Raw genomic sequence first — 15,746 nt, 5'->3', positions numbered from 1 at the left:
CTATCGGGACGGCTGTCCCGAGGCAAAGCTGCGGGTGATTCCGCCCAGGGTCGCGGTGGCGAGGGTCGAGAGGTAGTCGTGCCGGCGTCGGGCGGTAATCCGCGACTGGGGCTCGAAGGATTGCTCGGGATCGTCGGCGTAATGCGCGGACAATCCGTCGCGCATGAGCCGGATGCCCTCGGCCCGCTGCTGGGAGACCGCAGCATGGGTGGATCCCAGTTCTTCGGCGAGTTCCTTCACGGTCCGGCCTCCGAAGTAGATCTCCTCGACGACGTACCGCATCTTCTCCGGCAACGCCTCGACGGCGGCCCGAAGGTACTTCAGGCGCTCATCAGCCAGGACCGAATGCTCCGGGGAAATGGTCTCCGCCGCGACCGTGTCCACCACGACGTCATCCAGCGGCGACAGCGTCCGCGCGGCATCGGCCAGGGCGGCCTCCACCACGCTGCGCTCAACCCCCAGGGCCGAAGCGGTCTCGGCCACCGACGGAGTGCGGCCAAGCACACCGGAGAGCGTTTCCTGGACCGACATGGTTTCCTTGATGCGTTTGCGCGCCGAGCGCGTGGCCCAGTCGCTGGCCCGCATCTCGTCCGCGAAAGCCCCGACGATCCTTCGGCGCGCAAACGCGCCGAAAGGGACTCCGAGGTCCGGATCGAAGGAATCGGCAGACGTAATCAACGCCACGGACCCCACCGACGCGAAATCGTCGCGCGACAAATGAGAAGCCCTCGCGCAGAGCTCCGACACCAAATAGCCAACGAGCGGTAAGTGCTGCAGCACCAGCTCGTTGCGTTCCTTCTCTCGTATCACACCGAAAGCCCCCAGCGAACATCCTTGGAAAACGTACAGGGACCATCTTGCCCCGCCCCCGCATACCGCCGGAGCGGATTCCACCTCAGCCGGAAAGTATTAGGCAAGTCCTGCGCAAATCCTGTGTTTGCCCTTCTGTCGGCAGTGAATCCACGGTCCGGCTGCCTAGTCTTTGGCCGCGCCCGGCGAGTGGATGAAGAGGCTGGCGAGCGCGGTGAGGAGGAGAAGCGACGCCGCGATGATGAAGCTGGTCTGCATTCCGTGGACGAAGTTGCCGCGGTCTGCGATGAGGGCGCCGAAGACCGCGATGGCGACCGCCCCGCCCACTTGGCGGAAAGTATTGAAGACTGCGCTTGCCGTGCCGGCCTTTTCGCTGGGGACGCTCGCGAGCACGACGGCGGTGACCTGCGGCATCGCGATCGATCCGCCGGAACCCGTGAAAATCAGGAAGGTACCGACCAGGAGCGGCGATCCCAACGGCGCCGTGAGAAGCATCGCGGTGAGTCCCACCACCATGGACGTCAATCCGACAACCACCGGCACCCGCGTCCCGAACCGGTTCGAGAGGTTTCCGCTGACGATGTTGCCGACGATGCTGAACGCTGCGGACGGAAGGAACGTGAAACCGGCCTGGAGCGGTGTCAGCCCGAGGTGCTGTTGGAGGAAGAGACTGACGACAAAGACCGTCCCGAAGTGCCCCACCATGAACGCGAACCCCACCGAAAGCGAAATCCTCATGCCGGTGGAGCGAAACAGCTCAAGGGGCATCATCGGGTGCCGGCCGCGCGCCTGGATCAGGAGGAAAGCCGCGAGGCTGACGACTGCCAGTACCAGGCTAGCGATGACGGGCACCGTGCCGAAGCCTTCGGTTCCTCCCGTGATGAGGCCGTACATCAAAGCGGTCAGGGCAACGATCGCCGCAGCCTGCCCTGCCCAGTCGAACGGAGTCGGCCGTCGGGGTGACGTGGCAACGGAAGCCAGGAGCACCAGCATCGCGACGCACACGGGAAGGTTGATGCCGAACACGAGCCTCCAGTCCAGCGTGGTCAGGAGGCCGCCAACAAGCGGTCCAACGGCTCCGGCAACTGCCCCGCCGACCGCCCAGATCCCGAGAGCATGTGCTCGACGGCGGGGATCGGGAAAGGCCTGCCGAATCAGCGCCATCGACGCCGGCAGCATAATCGATGCCGCACCTCCTTGGAGGAAGCGGGCAGCGATGAGGATCCCCGACGTCGGCGCGAGGGCGCACGCGACCGACGCCGCCAGGAACAGTGCGATGCCCCATCCCAGCGCCCTTTTCGCGCCGATCCGGTCCGACAAGTTCCCCGCGAACAGCAGCAACGCGGCGAACATCAGCGTGTAGCCGTCAATCACCCATTGCAGGCTGGCCGTTCCGCCCCCGAGTTCCTTGCCGATGCTGGTGAGCGCGACGTTGACGATCAGGATGTCGAGGGTGATCAGGAAGAATCCCAGCGACGCAATCATGAGCGTGAGCCGTGCCCGGGGTGCATCGGCCATGGCCGAGGGAGGAACCGGGGCCGGCAACGTGGTTTCGGGGCGAGTCATGGATTAAGGAAACAACCCACGGAGAACATGAGGGAGTCTCTGTCTTGAGGGGTACTGGCAGTGACCCCCACCAGAGGTTCGGCTATTGCGAAAGTTGAGCGCCGCCGTCGCCAGCCGACGATGTGCTAACCGGCAAGTCCAAGGAACACCAGCAAGGCTCTTTCAACCTCTACGAGCTGGGCGGATGTCAAACGACCCACACGGCTTTGCACATTGGAACGTCGGACGGTCGTCAATTTGTCGATCATCACGTGGCTTTCCTGCCGCAAGCCGGACAGCTCTGAGGCTGAGACACTAACCCGAAGGAGGGGTGCGTCGATGAGGGTTGTTGTCAGAGGAAGAACCGTGACGGAATCGGTGACGTCGAATCGGTCATCCTGGACTACAAGCGCTGGCCGTGGCTTGGAAGCGTAGACACCGCCGGCCACGGTCCAGAGTTCGCCACGGTTCACTCTTCGTCCCAGGGCCCTGACACAGCCTCGATGAACTCCTGGTCATCGGACTGGCGATCAGCAGCTGCTGCGGCAGCGGCCTGCCGGTGTGCTTCGGCGTCGAAACCGTCGGCCCGAACGTCCGGTACCCACACCTGGATTGGGCGGAAGCCGTGTTCGCGCATCCGCTTACGGTACTCGCTGACCCGATCTCGAACTGCCATGGAATCAATGTTACATGTAACGCGACTAAGGCGACAGATGCGGACCTGCCCGTCAATGGAGGTGCGGCTATTGCGAAGGCTGAGCGCTGCCGTCGGGCACTCGCCGTCGGGCGCTTACGCCACTAACTCCGTGGCAGCGCTGTCCATGTGCTCGAGGATGGTCTTGCGCGCCAGGGATGCGTCCCCGGTCTCGATGGCGGCCACGATGTCGTGGTGACGCTCGACGCTCATGTTCTTCACGCCCTTTTCCAGTCCGGCGAACATGATGGACATCCGGATGGATCCCTCCAGCGATTCCCAGGAATGGAGCAAGGTCTCGTTGCCGGTGAGACGGCACATGGTGCGGTGGAATTCCAGATCGGACTCGATCCGTTCCTCAAGACTTCCCTTGGCGGCGGCCGCCATGGCGTCGATGGCGGTACGCAGCGAAGTGATCACCTGCTGGCGGTCCGGCAGCTCGCAGAGCGTGCGCGCCGCGAGGGACTCCAGGGCTGCCCGCACGGAGTAGATATCGCGGATTTCCTTGGCATCCAGGTGTCGGACAGAGAGCCGGCCACGGGGTCCAGCAGACAGCAGGCCCTCCTGCTCGAGTTGCCGCAAGGCTTCCCGGAGCGTTCCACGGCTGATCTGAAGCATGTCCGACAGCTCGGTCTCCACGAGGTGCCGGCCAGGCGCCAACTCGCCGCTCGTGATGGCGGTGCGCAAGGCGGAGAGCGCCTGCTCGCGGAGGCTCTTCTTTTCCAGTCCCAGAAGAGGTGCTGTTGCTCCGGCCATGATGTCCGTCCTCAATGTCAGTGGTCGACTGTTTACAGTCGGTGTGTTAACTGTTGATCTTACGGCAGGAGCGCGGAACCGGCCCACGCCCGCTCCGCGCTCCTGCGTCATTGAAGAACCGGCTCAACCCAGTTCCGCGAGGACCTTCGCCACGATCCGCTGCACGGACAATCCGTAGCGCTCGTGCAGGGTGGGCAGGGCCCCGGCGTCGAGGAACTCGTCCGGAAGTGCCACGGGTACCACACGCTTGCCCAGCCCGGCCGTGACCACGGCCGATGCCACGGTTTCGAACAAGCCGCCCACCACGCTGTGGTTCTCCAACGTGATGGCCAGGCGGTCGGTGTTCAGTTCCGCCAGGACGGTGGCGGCGTCGAACGGTTTGATAGTGGGCGCATGCACGACGCCGACATCCACCTTGTGCGCGGCGAGCGCCTCAGCTGCCTGCAGCGCCCGCATGGTCATCAACCCGCTGGAGACGAACACGACGTCGTTGCCGCCGCGCAGCACCTTCGCCTTGCCGAGTTCGAAGGTGTAGTCGTACTCGTCCAGGACGGTGGGGACGTTGCCGCGAAGGAGGCGCAGGTACGTAGGTCCGTCGCTGGCTGCCAGCTGCGGCACAGCCTGTTCGATGTCCACTGAGTCGCACGGATCGACGATGGTCAGGTTAGGCATTCCGCGGAAGATCGCCATGTCCTCCGTGGCCTGGTGGCTGGGGCCGTAGCCCGTGGTGAGGCCCGGGAGTCCGCCCACGATGTTGACGTTGAGGTTCGGCTCGGCAATGTCGAGGCACAGGAAGTCGTAGGCCCGGCGTGCTGCGAAGACGGAGTAGGTCGAAGCGAACGGAATCAAACCGGTCTCGGCCAAGCCTGCCGCCGCGCCGAAGAGCAACTGCTCGGCCATGCCCATCTGGAAAAACCGCTCGGGGAAGGCCTTCGCAAAGATGTGCATGTCCGTGTATTTGCCCAGGTCGGCGGTGAGTCCGACGATTCGCGGGTCAGCCTCGGCGGCCTTCACCAGCGCGTGGCCGAAAGGCGCCGACGACGTCTTCTGGCCGGGATCCGCGAAGGACGCGATCATCGCTGAGGTTTTCAGCTTGGGCGCTTTCAAAGTGGTGCTCATCGGCCGGCCTTCCCGGTGGATCCTGCGGTCAGTTGCTTACGGCAGAGCTGCCATTCGTGTTCCTCGATGCGCATGAAGTGCGCCTTTTCGCGTTCCTCGAGCAGCGGCACTCCCCTGCCCACCTTCGTGTCGCACAGGATGACGGAAGGACGTCCGACGGCGGTGGACTGGGCGGCTGCGTTGTCGAACGCCGCCAGCAACGCACCGACGTCGTTCCCGTCCACCCGCTGCGTGTACCAGCCGAAGGCTTGCCACTTCTCCGTCACGGGTTCGGTCCGGAGGACCGTGTCCGTCTTGCCGTCCGCCTGCAGCGCGTTGATGTCCACCATGGCGGTGAGGTTTCCGAGCTGGTGGTGGTGAGCGCCCATGGCGGCTTCCCACGTGGACCCTTCGTCCAGCTCGCCGTCGGAAAGGAAGTTGTACACCCTCGCGCCGGCTTCTCCCGAGGGAGCGCGGCGCCGGAGGCCAAGGGCTATTCCGACGGCGATGGAGAGCCCGTGGCCGAGCGATCCGCCGGAGATTTCCATGCCCGGCGTGTACGTCGACATCCCGGACATGGGGAGGCGGGAATCGTCCGAACCGTAGCTTTCGAGTTCCTCCACGGGAATGATCCCGGCCTCGGCCAGAGCCGCGTAGTGGCCGATTGCGTAGTGGCCCGTGGAGAGCAGAAAGCGGTCCCGGGCCTCCCACTCGGGATCATCGGCGCGGTAGCGGAGCTGGTCCGCATAGATCGCGGCGAGCATGTCAGCTGCGCCGAGTGCTTGGCCAACGTAGCCCTGGCCTTGGACTTCGCCCATGTTGAGGGCGTGGTGCCTGATCCGGTTGGCGGCTGCACGCACCCGCTCGATGCGTTCCATGGTGATTTCTCCGATCGGTCCCGCCGCGCGCTGGTCCTGTGCCACCGCCATCAGACATTCACCGACTGGGGAGTGCTTTTGGTGGCCTCATCGGCCAGCTGGCGCTCCCGCTTGCCCCAGGTTTCACGGGTAGCCAAAGCCGCCCAGAGGCCGATGGCGGCGTACAGGCCGAAGAGCAATGCCGGACCCATCCATCCCATGGCGACGAAGAGCAGGGTGGTGATGAAGGGGGTGAAGCCCGAGATCGTGGCGGAGATCTGGTAGGCAAGCGAAGCTCCCGAGGCGCGGGTCTTGGCTTGGAACAGCTCGGGGAACCAGGCGCCCTGGGCGCCGGCGAGGGAGTTCTGGCAGACGCCGTAGGAGACGGCGATCGTGGCGATGATGAAGATGAACAAACCGGTGTTGACCAGCAGGAACATGGGAATGGCAAAGAGTACGGCGAAGGCGCAGGACCAGATGTAGACGGGGCGGCGTCCGATCTTGTCCGTCAGCCGGGCCCAGGCCTGGGTCGCGAAGATGCCGATGGCCGAGGCGATGCACAGAGCCACCAGGGTCTGGGTCTTGTCCGCCAAGTGTTGGCCGTTCAGGTAGGAAATCATGTACGTGATGGAGACGGCGTAGCCTGCGGTCTCGGCGATACGGAGGCCGATGCCCTTGACGATGTTGCGCCAATCGGTCTTCAGGACCTCGACGATGGGCGATTTCACGATGGCGCCGCTGTCCTTGACCTCATCGAAGACGGGAGATTCCGGGACCTTGGAACGGATGATCAGGCCTACGATAACCAACACGATGCTGGCAAGGAACGGGATGCGCCAGGCGAGTTCGCCGCCGAGCTGGACGCTGACAAGGAAGACCAGGTTGGCCAGCAGCAGGCCCACCGGGAATCCGGCTTGGACCATCCCGGTGTACTTTCCCTTCTTCTTCCACGGTGCGTGCTCATAGCTCATCAGGATGGCGCCGCCCCACTCTGCTCCGAAGGCCAGGCCTTGGACGATGCGGACGAACACCAGCAATGCCGGCGCCAAGAGGCCCACCTGGGTGTACGTGGGGAGAAGGCCGATCAGGAACGTGGCCACGCCCATCAGGATCAACGATGCTACGAGGACCGGCTTCCGTCCCAGCTTGTCGCCCAGGTGGCCGCCGATGATGCCGCCGATGGGACGGGCCGCGAAGCCGACGCCGAGGGTCGCGAAAGCGGCGAGGGTGCCGGTCACGGGATCGCCCGTGGGGAAGAAGGCCGTTCCGAAGTACAGGGCAGCCGCGGTGCCGAAGCCGATGAAGTCATAGGTTTCGATGACCGCGCCGACGCCGGAGCCGATGGCGACGCGCCTGGCGTCCTTGGTGCCGTGGACCGGACCGCGCATGGTCAGAGCTTCTTTGCTCATTGGTGAATCCCTTTCGAAGAGCGACTGAGGCGAGGCGCTTCAGCACTGTCGACTGTTAACACATGATACGCCAGTGTGACCTGCATCATCCATTTCTGTCAACAGTCAACTTCAAGGGTTGACTGTTAACAGTTAACTTAGCTACTGTGGTTCCCATCACTACTGCCTTCGGGCACGACTGGAGGAAACGAAGATGTTCAACTCCCGGCTTGGTTGCTCGTCCATCAGCTTCCGCCACCAGGATCTGCCCGCCGCCCTGCGCACCATCGGCGGTTTGGGCTTCGAGGAAATCGACCTCGGCGCGCTCCCGGGCGTCTGCGACCACGTTCCGTACGAGCTTGATTCCGACGCCGTCGCGGCCGTGACTGCAGAGGTCGCCGCCTCGGGACTGCGGGTCCGCTCGGTCAACGGCGATATCGGAGACCTCAATGCAGTGCTCGACGGCGGCCAGCACGCCGCCCGCAAAAGTCACCTTGATGCGCTCCTCACCCTTACCGCCAACACCGGCGCGATGGCCTTGGTCCTCCCATGCGGAGCGTTGTCGCACGATCCGGTCCGCGGCCTCAACGAGGACCTGGACACCATCGCAGCCCAACTCATCGGTGCCGGGCAGCGCGCGGCGGAGTTCGGCGTCGAACTCTGGACAGAATCGCTGCACTTCCTCCGGTTCTGCTGGAACCTGGACCGCGCAGAACAGCTCGCCGCGCGGCTGGCGGGCTCCGGCGTCGGGATTGTCATGGACTTCAGCCACATCGTCGCCGCGGGCGAAGACCCGCTCGAATACATCGAACGCCATCGGGGCCGGATTGCACATGTCCATCTGCGGGACGCAGTACCGGGCAACATCAACCTCAGCATCGGTAACGGCCAGGCGGACTTCGCCGCCGGACTCAGCTCCCTCGCAGCCGACGGTTACAGCGGCCATTTCTCGCTGGAGCTCGAAACCCGCGACGTCACCCACGACGAACGCCCGGCTGCGGCCGCCAAAGCCGCCAGCTTCATCACAGACCTCATCTGACTTTCACAACAACAAATTCAAGGAGCATCATGACCACCATCCAGCGCACCGCCGTCCTCACCGGGGCAACCTCGGACCGGGGCATCGGCATCACCACCGCACGCCGCTACGCCAATAATGGCTGGGCCGTAGTGATCCTGGACCTCGACGGCGAGAAGTCCGCCAAAGTCGCAGCGGAAATCGGCAACCAGTTCAACGTCCCTGCGTTCGGCTACGAGATCGACGTCGCCAACGAAGCCTCCGTCAACGCGGCCTACAAAGCAGTCGCCACCGAGATCAGCGCAGGCAACCTCCCCGCCGTCGGCGCCCTCGCCAACATCGCGGGCATCACCTCGCCGGTGCCGTTCCTCGAAACCACGCTGGAACTGTGGCACAAGATCATGGACGTGAACGCCACCGGCACCTACCTGGTGACCAAGGCCTTCCTGCCGGACATGATCGCCAACGGCTGGGGCCGCGTCGTGAACATGTCCTCCGTCTCCGCCCAGCGCGGCGGCGGCGTCTTCGGCAAGGTCCCCTACTCCGCCGCGAAGGCAGCCATCCTCGGCTTCACCAAGGCGCTGGCACGCGAAATCGGCGCCACGGGCGTCACCGTGAACGCCATTACTCCGGGTGCGGTGGACACCAACATCCGCGTGGGCAGCACCGACGAGCAGGAAGCCGCCATCAACGCCGGCATTCCCCTGGGCCGCAACGCCACCACCGAGGAAATCGCAGCCGTCATCACGTTCCTCTCTTCCGAGGAATCCGCCTACCTCACAGGCGCCACCATCGACATCAACGGTGGAAGCCACATCCACTAGCAGTCCCCGCATCCGTAGCCGAAAGAGCCCACGATGACCAAAATCTTCAACGATCCCGCCGATTTCGCAGACGAAGCCCTCGCCGGTTTCTGCGACCTCCACTCCGGCCTGGTGCGCCAGGTTCCCGGCGGCGCAGTGCGCCGCCACCGTCCCGAGCAGCCCAAGGTTGCCGTCCTGGCCGGCGGCGGATCCGGGCACTACCCGGCATTCGCCGGACTCATCGGAGCAGGACTCGCCGACGGCGCCGTCGTGGGCAACATCTTCACCTCGCCGTCCGCGCAGCAGGCCTACTCCGTGGCCAAGGCTGCCGATAGCGGCGCCGGGGTGGTATTCACGTACGGCAACTACGCCGGGGACGTCCTCAACTTCGGCATGGCCAGCGAGCGCTTGGCCGCAGAGGGCATCGCCGTGGAAAACGTGCTGGTGACGGACGACATCGCGAGCGCGCCGCCGTCGGAATCCGCCAAACGCCGCGGCATCGCGGGCGACTTCACGGTCTTCAAGATCATGGGCGCCGCCGCCGAAGCGGGAGCCGGGCTGGCCGACGTCGTGCGCTTGGGCCGCAAGGCCAACAGCCTGACCCGCACCATCGGAAGCGCCTTCCACGGCTGCACCTTCCCCGGCGCCGACGCGCCGCTGTTCACGCTCAAGGACAAGCAGATGGGACTTGGCCTGGGCATCCACGGCGAGCCCGGCTTGTTCGACACCGATCTCCCGCCGGCCAAGGAACTCGGCCAGGAGCTTGTCGCGCGGCTTCTGGCAGAGACACCGCACGGAGCGGGAAACCGCATCGCCGTCATCCTCAACGGACTCGGCTCCACCAAGCATGAAGAACTCTTCGTCCTGTGGCTGACGGTGGCTCCGTTGCTGCGCGCCGCCGGGTACACCTTGGTCATGCCGGAGGTCGGCGAACTGGTCACCAGCCTGGACATGTCCGGCGTTTCCCTCACCATCACCTGGCTTGACGAGGAACTTGAGCCGCTCTGGATCGCGCCGGCCGAAACGCCGGCCTACCGGCGCGGCAACGCCGCCCTTGCCGGCGGTTTGCTTGCGGAGGAGGCGTTCGACGGCGGCCCTGTCGCCACGGAGTTTGAGGCCACCTTGGATTCGCGCAACTACGCCGCAAACTGCGCTGCCGCGCTGGAGGCGGCCCGGATAGCACTGCACGACGCCGAATCGCGCCTCGGCGACATGGACGCGGTAGCGGGCGACGGCGACCACGGGCGCGGGATGGTCCGCGGCATCGATGCCGCCACAGCGGCCGCCGCGGATGCACTGGCCAGTGGTGCCGGAGCCGGCGACATGTTGGGAGCCGCGGGCGACGCCTGGGCGGACAAGGCCGGCGGAACTTCTGGAGTCCTGTGGGGCGCAGGCCTCCGGGCATTCGGCGAATCCCTCGGCAATGACGAGGCGCCGGAACCGGCTGGACTTGCCGTTGCCGTGACAGCGTTCGCCACGCGCATCACCGATCTGGGCAAGGCCGAGATCGGCGACAAGACCATGGTGGATGCCTTGCTCCCCTTCGCCGAAACGTTCAGCACTCGCGTCGCCGAGGGGGTTCCTCCGGAGCTCGCCTGGACTGAAGCTGCCGAGGCGGCCACCTCGGCTGCGCAAGCCACGGCCTCGCTCCGTCCCCTCAAAGGAAGGGCCCGGCCGCTGGCGGAAAAGAGCCTGGGCACCGCCGATCCCGGAGCTACGTCGCTCGCGATGATCTTCACCGTCATGGGCCCGCATGTTGTGAGTGCCGGGAAGGTCACGGCATGAGCACGAAAGGGTTCCGGCTCATCCTGGGCGCCGATGAAGCAGGAGTCGACTACAAAGACCGGATCATGGCGGACCTGCGGGACGATCCGCGGATCAGCGAGATCATCGACATCGGCGTCAACCGCGGCGACTCCACCGAAGACTTCACCACGCCCTACCCCTACGTGGGGATCAAAGCCGGCGAACTCATCCGCGACGGCCACGCAGACCGGGCCATCCTGTTCTGCGGCACCGGGATCGGCGTTGCCATCGCAGCGAACAAGGTGGACGGCATTCGCGCCACGACGGCCCACGATTCCTTCTCCGTGGAGCGATCCATCCTGTCCAACGACTGCCAGGTGCTCACGATGGGCCAGCGCGTGGTCGGGATCGAGCTGGCCAGCAGGCTGGCCCGGGAGTGGCTCGGCTACGCCTTCGACCCGACGTCGGCCTCGGCCGACAAGGTCAAGGTGCTCACGGACTTCGAGGGCTGCTGAGTCCCGTCGGCGCACGAGGGGTGGGCCTGAATTTGGGCTTGGCGTAGGGTGGAATGTGGACGATAGGAGCATTTCATGAAGAAAATCCTCATGGTACTGACCAGCGTTTCCGAACTCGGCGATACGGGAAAGAAGACCGGCTACAACGTGGCCGAGGCCGCACATCCTTGGAAGGTCTTCAAAGATTCCGGGCACTTCGTCGATTTCGCATCCATCAAGGGCGGACAGCCTCCGCAGGATGAAGTAGATCCGCAGGATCCCATCCAGGTTGCCTTCACGAAGGACGAGACCACGCGCGCCGGCCTGTACAACACAGCCCGCATCGACGTCGTTGATCCGGGCCAGTACGACGCAGTCTTCCTCGTGGGAGGCCATGGCACCATGTGGGACTTCCCGGACAGCGAAGGCCTGCAGAAGCTTGTTGCCAGCGTGTACGACGCCGGTGGTGTGGTTGGCGCCGTCTGCCACGGACCCGCGGGTCTGGTGAACGTGGACCTGGCCGACGGGTTCCGACTTGTCGGGGGCCGGGAAGTGGCCGCATTCACCAACGACGAAGAAGTTGCAGCAGGCATGGACAAGGTCATCCCGTTCTTCCTTGCCGACCGGCTCAAGGAAGAGGGCGCGACCCACGTCTTCGCCGACGTCTTCGCAGAGAAAGTCGCTGTCTCCGAGCGGTTGGTGACCGGGCAGAATCCGGCCTCGGCCGCCGGCGTGGCCAAGGAGATGGAGAAGCTCCTCGCGGTGGTCATCCACCAGGAAAAGGCCGAGGAACAGCACGAGGCCGAGGCACTTCGGGCAGAGAAGGACGCCAAGAAGGCCGCTGCGGCCGAAGCAGAGCAGTAACGCCCGCAACCCACTGAAACTGGCGGCCGCCCCGACGACGGGCGGCCGCCGGTTTCGTCTGTCCGGGCCTAGTTGGAACGATAAAAGTACAGGTTCCTGCTTCCCGCGGGTGCGCTCCACCCTTGGGGGAAGATCCAGGTGCCTTGGTGTCCCAATAGTCCGCCCCATGAGAGCGATCCGCCTTTGTTCAGGGCGATCTGGGTGAAGGGTGCATCGGAGTGGTACAGGGCCTGGGCGGCTGCCGGTTGTCCATCCGCAGCCCGGTAGAAGAAGTCGAGGACGATGTGGCCCTGGTCGTCGAACCCGGCCGCTGCACAGGCAACCTCGTGCAGACGGCCCTGCAAGGGAGCGAGGTCCAAATATGGTTGTTCCTCGAAGGTCCAATTGATCAGGTCATCCGAGCGCCCGACCTGGAATGTCCCGTTGCAGCCTTCAGAGAGATACATGAGGAACTCGCCGTTGACCCTGATCGCGTTGCCTTCGGGGTCGCGGGGTATGACGGCGCCTTTGCACCAGAGTCTTGAGACAGTGTGCGGAACCACTGGTCCGAGCTTCGTCCAGGTCCGGAGATCATCCGAGACAGCCAGGTTGAGATCGCAACCGACGCCCTCCAAGGGATATCCGGGCGACGGGTAGGCGTCGGCGTCCTCAGGATCGATGGGGAAGACTCCGTGGTAAAAGAGAAAATACCGGCCTTCGTTCCGATAGATTTTCGGGTCTTCGCAGCCATACAGTTCGTTGTCCAGTGTGGGGTAGATGATCGGGTTCAACTCGCTGTCCGCCCACCCCCGACCGGCGTCGTGGGTGGCCATGCCGATGCGGCTCGCCATGGATTCCATGGTGGGCGACGCCCGGTAGAAAAGGACAAGGCGATTCCCGTCCGCTATCAGCGAGGGATTGAAGATTGCTGACGATGTCCATCCGGTACCTGTCGGATCCGGCCACTGTCCTTGTGCGGTGAAGGTGAGGGACGCGTCTTCCGTGAAGGGGCCGATTGCCCACTCCGCTTCCCCTTCATATCGGGCTGAGAAGTACTCCTGCGGAACATGGATTTTCCGCAGATCCGCAGCCTCCTCGAAATTGCTGGTCAGGCCGGTCGTCGTGAGGGGAATCACGTGCTATCGCTCCTTAGTCCTTGACATTAATAACTGAACCGGTTTAGCTTAGACACACTGAACCGGTTTTGTGAAGTGAATCACCAATGATGGGCGGGAGGGAAAATGGCAGTCACCATTAGTGACGTCGCCCGGGTAGCCGGAGTTAGCAAGGGAGCCGTCTCCTACGCGCTCAACGGTCTGCCCGGGGTCAGCGAGGGCACCCGTGACCGGATCCTGAAAGTTGCCAACGAGCTCGGGTGGAAGCCCAATCTTCGCGCCAAGAGCCTGTCTTCAGCCAAGGCCTTCGCCGTTGGGCTGGTCGTGGCAAGGGATCCCAGGCTTTTGGGAACGGACCCCTTCTTCCCCGCGTTCATCGCCGGGATCGAGACCACGTTGGTGGAGCACGAATACGCGTTGGTCCTGACCGTTGCCGCCAGCGCCGAAGCCGAAGAACTGGGCTATCGGAAACTGGCTGCCGATAGCCGCGTAGACGGAGTCATCCTGACGGATATGAGGGTTGACGACTCCCGGATCGCGTTGCTGGAAAGCCTCAAGATTCCGGCCGTCACGCTGAATCGGCCCGAAACCTCCTCACCGTTCCCTGCTGTGTGCATGGACGATACCGAAGGCATCGCCGCCGCCGTCGAGCATCTCGTTTCGCTGGGACACACCAAAATCGGACACGTGGGCGGACCACAGAGTTACATTCACGGCCGGAGCCGGCGGTTGGCGTGGCAAAACGCCATGTCGAAGGCCGGGCTCGAGGCCGGTTCCTTCATTGAGGCGGACTTCACCGCAGCCGGCGGCTTGGCGGCCACCGCGGAACTTCTTCGCTCGGCGCAACCGCCCACTGCGATCATCTACGCGAACGACCTCATGGCCACTGCCGGACAGTCCTACGTCCAGTCCCTCGGGTTGTCCGTTCCCGACGATCTATCCATCACGGGCTACGACGACACCGAGCTCGCCACCTATCTCAACCCTCCGTTGACCACTATCCCCGCCGACCCCCTGCTCTGGGGGCGCGTTGCGGCCCAGAAATTACTGAGCCTCCTCGGCGGAGCCCCTGCAGAAGACGTCTATCTGCCGTCCCCCAAACTCGTGGTCCGCGCCTCCACCGGGCCGGTCCCAGGCATGCCCAAAAACTAGCCTTACGAAGACCGATTTACCCGCAATTGGGTGGGGTTATTTGCCATTCCCCCTAGAAGGCAATGCACCCACCGCATTATCAGTTTTTCCCCGCAAAAGGAGTTGCAATGAAGCACGGAAAAGTCAGTTCGAGAATCCTCTCCCTCACCGCCATCGCCGTTATCGGAGCCGGCCTGGCAGCATGCGGTGGAGGCGCCTCCAGCAGCACAGGTTCTGGAGCGAACTCCGCCACCACGGCCAAAGGGCCCATCAAGATCTGGTATTCGAACAACGAGTCCGAGGTGAAGTGGGGCAAGGACATGGTGGCCTCATGGAACGCCGCACACCCGGACCAGCCAATCGATGCGCAGGAAATCCCGGCCGGCAAGAGCTCCGAGGAAGTCATCGGCGCAGCAATCACCGCAGGCAACGCTCCGTGCTTGGTCTTCAACACCTCTCCGGTGTCGGTGCCGCAGTTCCAGAAGCAGGGTGGCCTGGTTCCGTTGGACTCCTTCCCGGACGGCGCCCAGTACATCAAGGACCGTACCGGCGACCTCGCCGATCAGTACAAGTCTTCCGACGGCAAGATGTACCAGCTGCCGTGGAAGTCCAACCCTGTGGTCCTCTTCTACAACAAGGACATCTTCGCGAAGGCGGGGCTGGACCCGGCCAACCCGAAGCTGGCCACGCAGTCGCAGTTCCTGGACACGGCCCGGACCCTCGTGAAGTCAGGCGCCGTCGCCAACGCGGTATGGCCCTCTACTGCGAGCGACTTCTTCCAGTCCTGGTTCGATTTCTACCCGTTCTATGCGGCAAACACGCAGGGTTCGCAGCTGGTGAAGGACGGCAAGGCCACCTTCAACAGCGATCAGGGCAAGCAGGTCGCCACGATGTTCCAGACCCTCTACAAGGAGAACCTGGCGTCCAAGGAAGTCTATAAGGGCGACTCCTTCGCGGACGGCAAGGCCGCGATGTCGCTGGCCGGCCCGTGGGCTATCGCTTCCTACAAGGGCAAGGTCAACTGGGGCGAGGTGCCGATCCCGGCCGCCGCGACCCAGGACAAGTCCTACACGTTCTCCGACGCCAAGAACGTCGCGATGTATTCCGCCTGCAAGAACCAAGGCACCGCCTGGGATGTGCTGAAGTTCGCCACGAGCAAGGAACAGGACGGCAAGCTCCTCTCCCAAACGGGCCAGATGCCGATGCGCAAGGATCTGACGACGGCCTACGCGGACTACTTCACCCAGAACCCGGCGTACAAGAACTTCGCCGACCAGGCCGCGCGCACCGTGGAGGTCCCGAACCTCAACAACGCCGTCCAGGTTTGGCAGACGTTCCGTGACGCCTGGAGCAAGTCCGTGATCTTCGGCAACCAGAGCATCGACGACGCCTTCAACGGCGCTTCCGACAAGATCAACCAACTGGCAGCCCAGAAGTAGCAGGCGAAT

The 15,746-nt window shown here is 64.1% G+C and carries 16 protein-coding genes; 7 read left to right on the top strand and 9 right to left on the bottom strand.

Going from position 1 to position 15,746, the window contains the following annotated elements:
- The 8 genes from ACSBOX_RS02685 to ACSBOX_RS02650 all read right to left on the bottom strand — a co-directional run bounded on the left by ACSBOX_RS02685 (position 1) and on the right by ACSBOX_RS02650 (position 7,169).
- Entirely contained in the window at positions 1 to 810 is an 810-nt protein-coding gene (locus tag ACSBOX_RS02685; RefSeq protein WP_442544683.1) for a sigma-70 family RNA polymerase sigma factor, read from the bottom strand.
- 165 nt (positions 811 to 975) lie between these two features.
- A complete protein-coding gene (locus ACSBOX_RS02680) occupies positions 976 to 2,376 on the bottom strand; it encodes an MFS transporter (protein ID WP_442544682.1) in 1,401 nt (466 codons plus the stop codon).
- A gap of 125 nt (positions 2,377 to 2,501) precedes the next feature.
- Positions 2,502 to 2,804, bottom strand: coding sequence for a type II toxin-antitoxin system PemK/MazF family toxin (locus tag ACSBOX_RS02675; RefSeq protein ID WP_442545945.1), 303 nt, complete (start codon positions 2,802 to 2,804; stop codon positions 2,502 to 2,504).
- Positions 2,805 to 2,824: 20 nt separating this feature from the next.
- Complete coding sequence (locus ACSBOX_RS02670) at positions 2,825 to 3,031, bottom strand: antitoxin MazE family protein (RefSeq protein WP_442544681.1); 207 nt, start codon at positions 3,029 to 3,031, stop codon at positions 2,825 to 2,827.
- Between the two features lie 114 nt (positions 3,032 to 3,145).
- Positions 3,146 to 3,805, bottom strand: coding sequence for a GntR family transcriptional regulator (locus ACSBOX_RS02665; protein WP_442544680.1), 660 nt, complete (start codon positions 3,803 to 3,805; stop codon positions 3,146 to 3,148).
- A 123-nt stretch (positions 3,806 to 3,928) separates the two neighbouring features.
- Positions 3,929 to 4,924: a transketolase family protein gene (locus tag ACSBOX_RS02660; protein WP_442544679.1), complete on the bottom strand. Its 996-nt coding sequence runs from the start codon at positions 4,922 to 4,924 to the stop codon at positions 3,929 to 3,931.
- The gene (locus ACSBOX_RS02655; RefSeq protein ID WP_442544678.1) at positions 4,921 to 5,832 is read right to left on the bottom strand and encodes a transketolase; all 912 of its coding nucleotides are present in this window, start codon (positions 5,830 to 5,832) and stop codon (positions 4,921 to 4,923) included. Before ACSBOX_RS02655 ends, ACSBOX_RS02660 begins: the two co-directional genes overlap by 4 nt.
- The gene (locus tag ACSBOX_RS02650; protein ID WP_442544677.1) at positions 5,832 to 7,169 is read right to left on the bottom strand and encodes an MFS transporter; all 1,338 of its coding nucleotides are present in this window, start codon (positions 7,167 to 7,169) and stop codon (positions 5,832 to 5,834) included. The genes ACSBOX_RS02655 and ACSBOX_RS02650 overlap by 1 nt, the downstream gene beginning before the upstream one ends.
- A gap of 193 nt (positions 7,170 to 7,362) precedes the next feature.
- Between ACSBOX_RS02650 and ACSBOX_RS02645 the strand changes: the two genes are divergently transcribed.
- From ACSBOX_RS02645 to ACSBOX_RS02625, 5 genes are all read left to right on the top strand, one after another.
- Complete coding sequence (locus ACSBOX_RS02645) at positions 7,363 to 8,187, top strand: sugar phosphate isomerase/epimerase family protein (RefSeq protein WP_442544676.1); 825 nt, start codon at positions 7,363 to 7,365, stop codon at positions 8,185 to 8,187.
- A 29-nt stretch (positions 8,188 to 8,216) separates the two neighbouring features.
- Positions 8,217 to 8,990 carry an SDR family NAD(P)-dependent oxidoreductase gene (locus ACSBOX_RS02640; RefSeq protein ID WP_442544675.1) on the top strand — a complete coding sequence of 258 codons (774 nt, stop codon included), beginning with the start codon at positions 8,217 to 8,219 and terminating at the stop codon, positions 8,988 to 8,990.
- A 33-nt stretch (positions 8,991 to 9,023) separates the two neighbouring features.
- Positions 9,024 to 10,754: a dihydroxyacetone kinase family protein gene (locus tag ACSBOX_RS02635; protein WP_442544674.1), complete on the top strand. Its 1,731-nt coding sequence runs from the start codon at positions 9,024 to 9,026 to the stop codon at positions 10,752 to 10,754.
- Complete coding sequence (locus ACSBOX_RS02630) at positions 10,751 to 11,230, top strand: RpiB/LacA/LacB family sugar-phosphate isomerase (RefSeq protein WP_442544673.1); 480 nt, start codon at positions 10,751 to 10,753, stop codon at positions 11,228 to 11,230. Before ACSBOX_RS02635 ends, ACSBOX_RS02630 begins: the two co-directional genes overlap by 4 nt.
- Before the next feature lie 75 nt (positions 11,231 to 11,305).
- The gene (locus tag ACSBOX_RS02625) at positions 11,306 to 12,073 is read left to right on the top strand and encodes a type 1 glutamine amidotransferase domain-containing protein (RefSeq protein WP_442544672.1); all 768 of its coding nucleotides are present in this window, start codon (positions 11,306 to 11,308) and stop codon (positions 12,071 to 12,073) included.
- 68 nt (positions 12,074 to 12,141) lie between these two features.
- Here ACSBOX_RS02625 and ACSBOX_RS02620 read toward each other — a convergent pair whose 3' ends face one another.
- On the bottom strand, positions 12,142 to 13,188 hold the full coding sequence (locus tag ACSBOX_RS02620) for a hypothetical protein (RefSeq protein WP_442544671.1): 1,047 nt from the start codon (positions 13,186 to 13,188) through the stop codon (positions 12,142 to 12,144).
- 105 nt (positions 13,189 to 13,293) lie between these two features.
- Between ACSBOX_RS02620 and ACSBOX_RS02615 the strand changes: the two genes are divergently transcribed.
- Positions 13,294 to 14,319, top strand: a complete 1,026-nt coding sequence (locus tag ACSBOX_RS02615; protein ID WP_442544670.1) for a LacI family DNA-binding transcriptional regulator — start codon at positions 13,294 to 13,296, stop codon at positions 14,317 to 14,319.
- 107 nt (positions 14,320 to 14,426) lie between these two features.
- A complete protein-coding gene (locus ACSBOX_RS02610; RefSeq protein ID WP_442544669.1) occupies positions 14,427 to 15,737 on the top strand; it encodes an ABC transporter substrate-binding protein in 1,311 nt (436 codons plus the stop codon).
- Positions 15,738 to 15,746 lie beyond the last annotated feature (9 nt).

This window comes from Arthrobacter sp. KN11-1C, from assembly GCF_052180225.1.
Taxonomy (GTDB): Bacteria; Actinomycetota; Actinomycetes; order Actinomycetales; family Micrococcaceae; genus Arthrobacter.
Note: the sequence above shows the minus strand (reverse complement) of the source record. Positions and strands in the feature narration are given on the sequence as shown.

Coding starts and splice junctions, on each gene's coding strand:
- ACSBOX_RS02610 (WP_442544669.1), top strand. CDS start 14,427: ATGAAGCACGGAAAAGTCAGTTCGAGAATCCTCTCCCTCACCGCCATC.
- ACSBOX_RS02645 (WP_442544676.1), top strand. CDS start 7,363: ATGTTCAACTCCCGGCTTGGTTGCTCGTCCATCAGCTTCCGCCACCAG.
- ACSBOX_RS02625 (WP_442544672.1), top strand. CDS start 11,306: ATGAAGAAAATCCTCATGGTACTGACCAGCGTTTCCGAACTCGGCGAT.
- ACSBOX_RS02670 (WP_442544681.1), bottom strand. CDS start 3,031: ATGGCAGTTCGAGATCGGGTCAGCGAGTACCGTAAGCGGATGCGCGAA.
- ACSBOX_RS02680 (WP_442544682.1), bottom strand. CDS start 2,376: ATGACTCGCCCCGAAACCACGTTGCCGGCCCCGGTTCCTCCCTCGGCC.
- ACSBOX_RS02660 (WP_442544679.1), bottom strand. CDS start 4,924: ATGAGCACCACTTTGAAAGCGCCCAAGCTGAAAACCTCAGCGATGATC.
- ACSBOX_RS02650 (WP_442544677.1), bottom strand. CDS start 7,169: ATGAGCAAAGAAGCTCTGACCATGCGCGGTCCGGTCCACGGCACCAAG.
- ACSBOX_RS02615 (WP_442544670.1), top strand. CDS start 13,294: ATGGCAGTCACCATTAGTGACGTCGCCCGGGTAGCCGGAGTTAGCAAG.
- ACSBOX_RS02655 (WP_442544678.1), bottom strand. CDS start 5,832: ATGGCGGTGGCACAGGACCAGCGCGCGGCGGGACCGATCGGAGAAATC.
- ACSBOX_RS02630 (WP_442544673.1), top strand. CDS start 10,751: ATGAGCACGAAAGGGTTCCGGCTCATCCTGGGCGCCGATGAAGCAGGA.
- ACSBOX_RS02665 (WP_442544680.1), bottom strand. CDS start 3,805: ATGGCCGGAGCAACAGCACCTCTTCTGGGACTGGAAAAGAAGAGCCTC.
- ACSBOX_RS02635 (WP_442544674.1), top strand. CDS start 9,024: ATGACCAAAATCTTCAACGATCCCGCCGATTTCGCAGACGAAGCCCTC.
- ACSBOX_RS02640 (WP_442544675.1), top strand. CDS start 8,217: ATGACCACCATCCAGCGCACCGCCGTCCTCACCGGGGCAACCTCGGAC.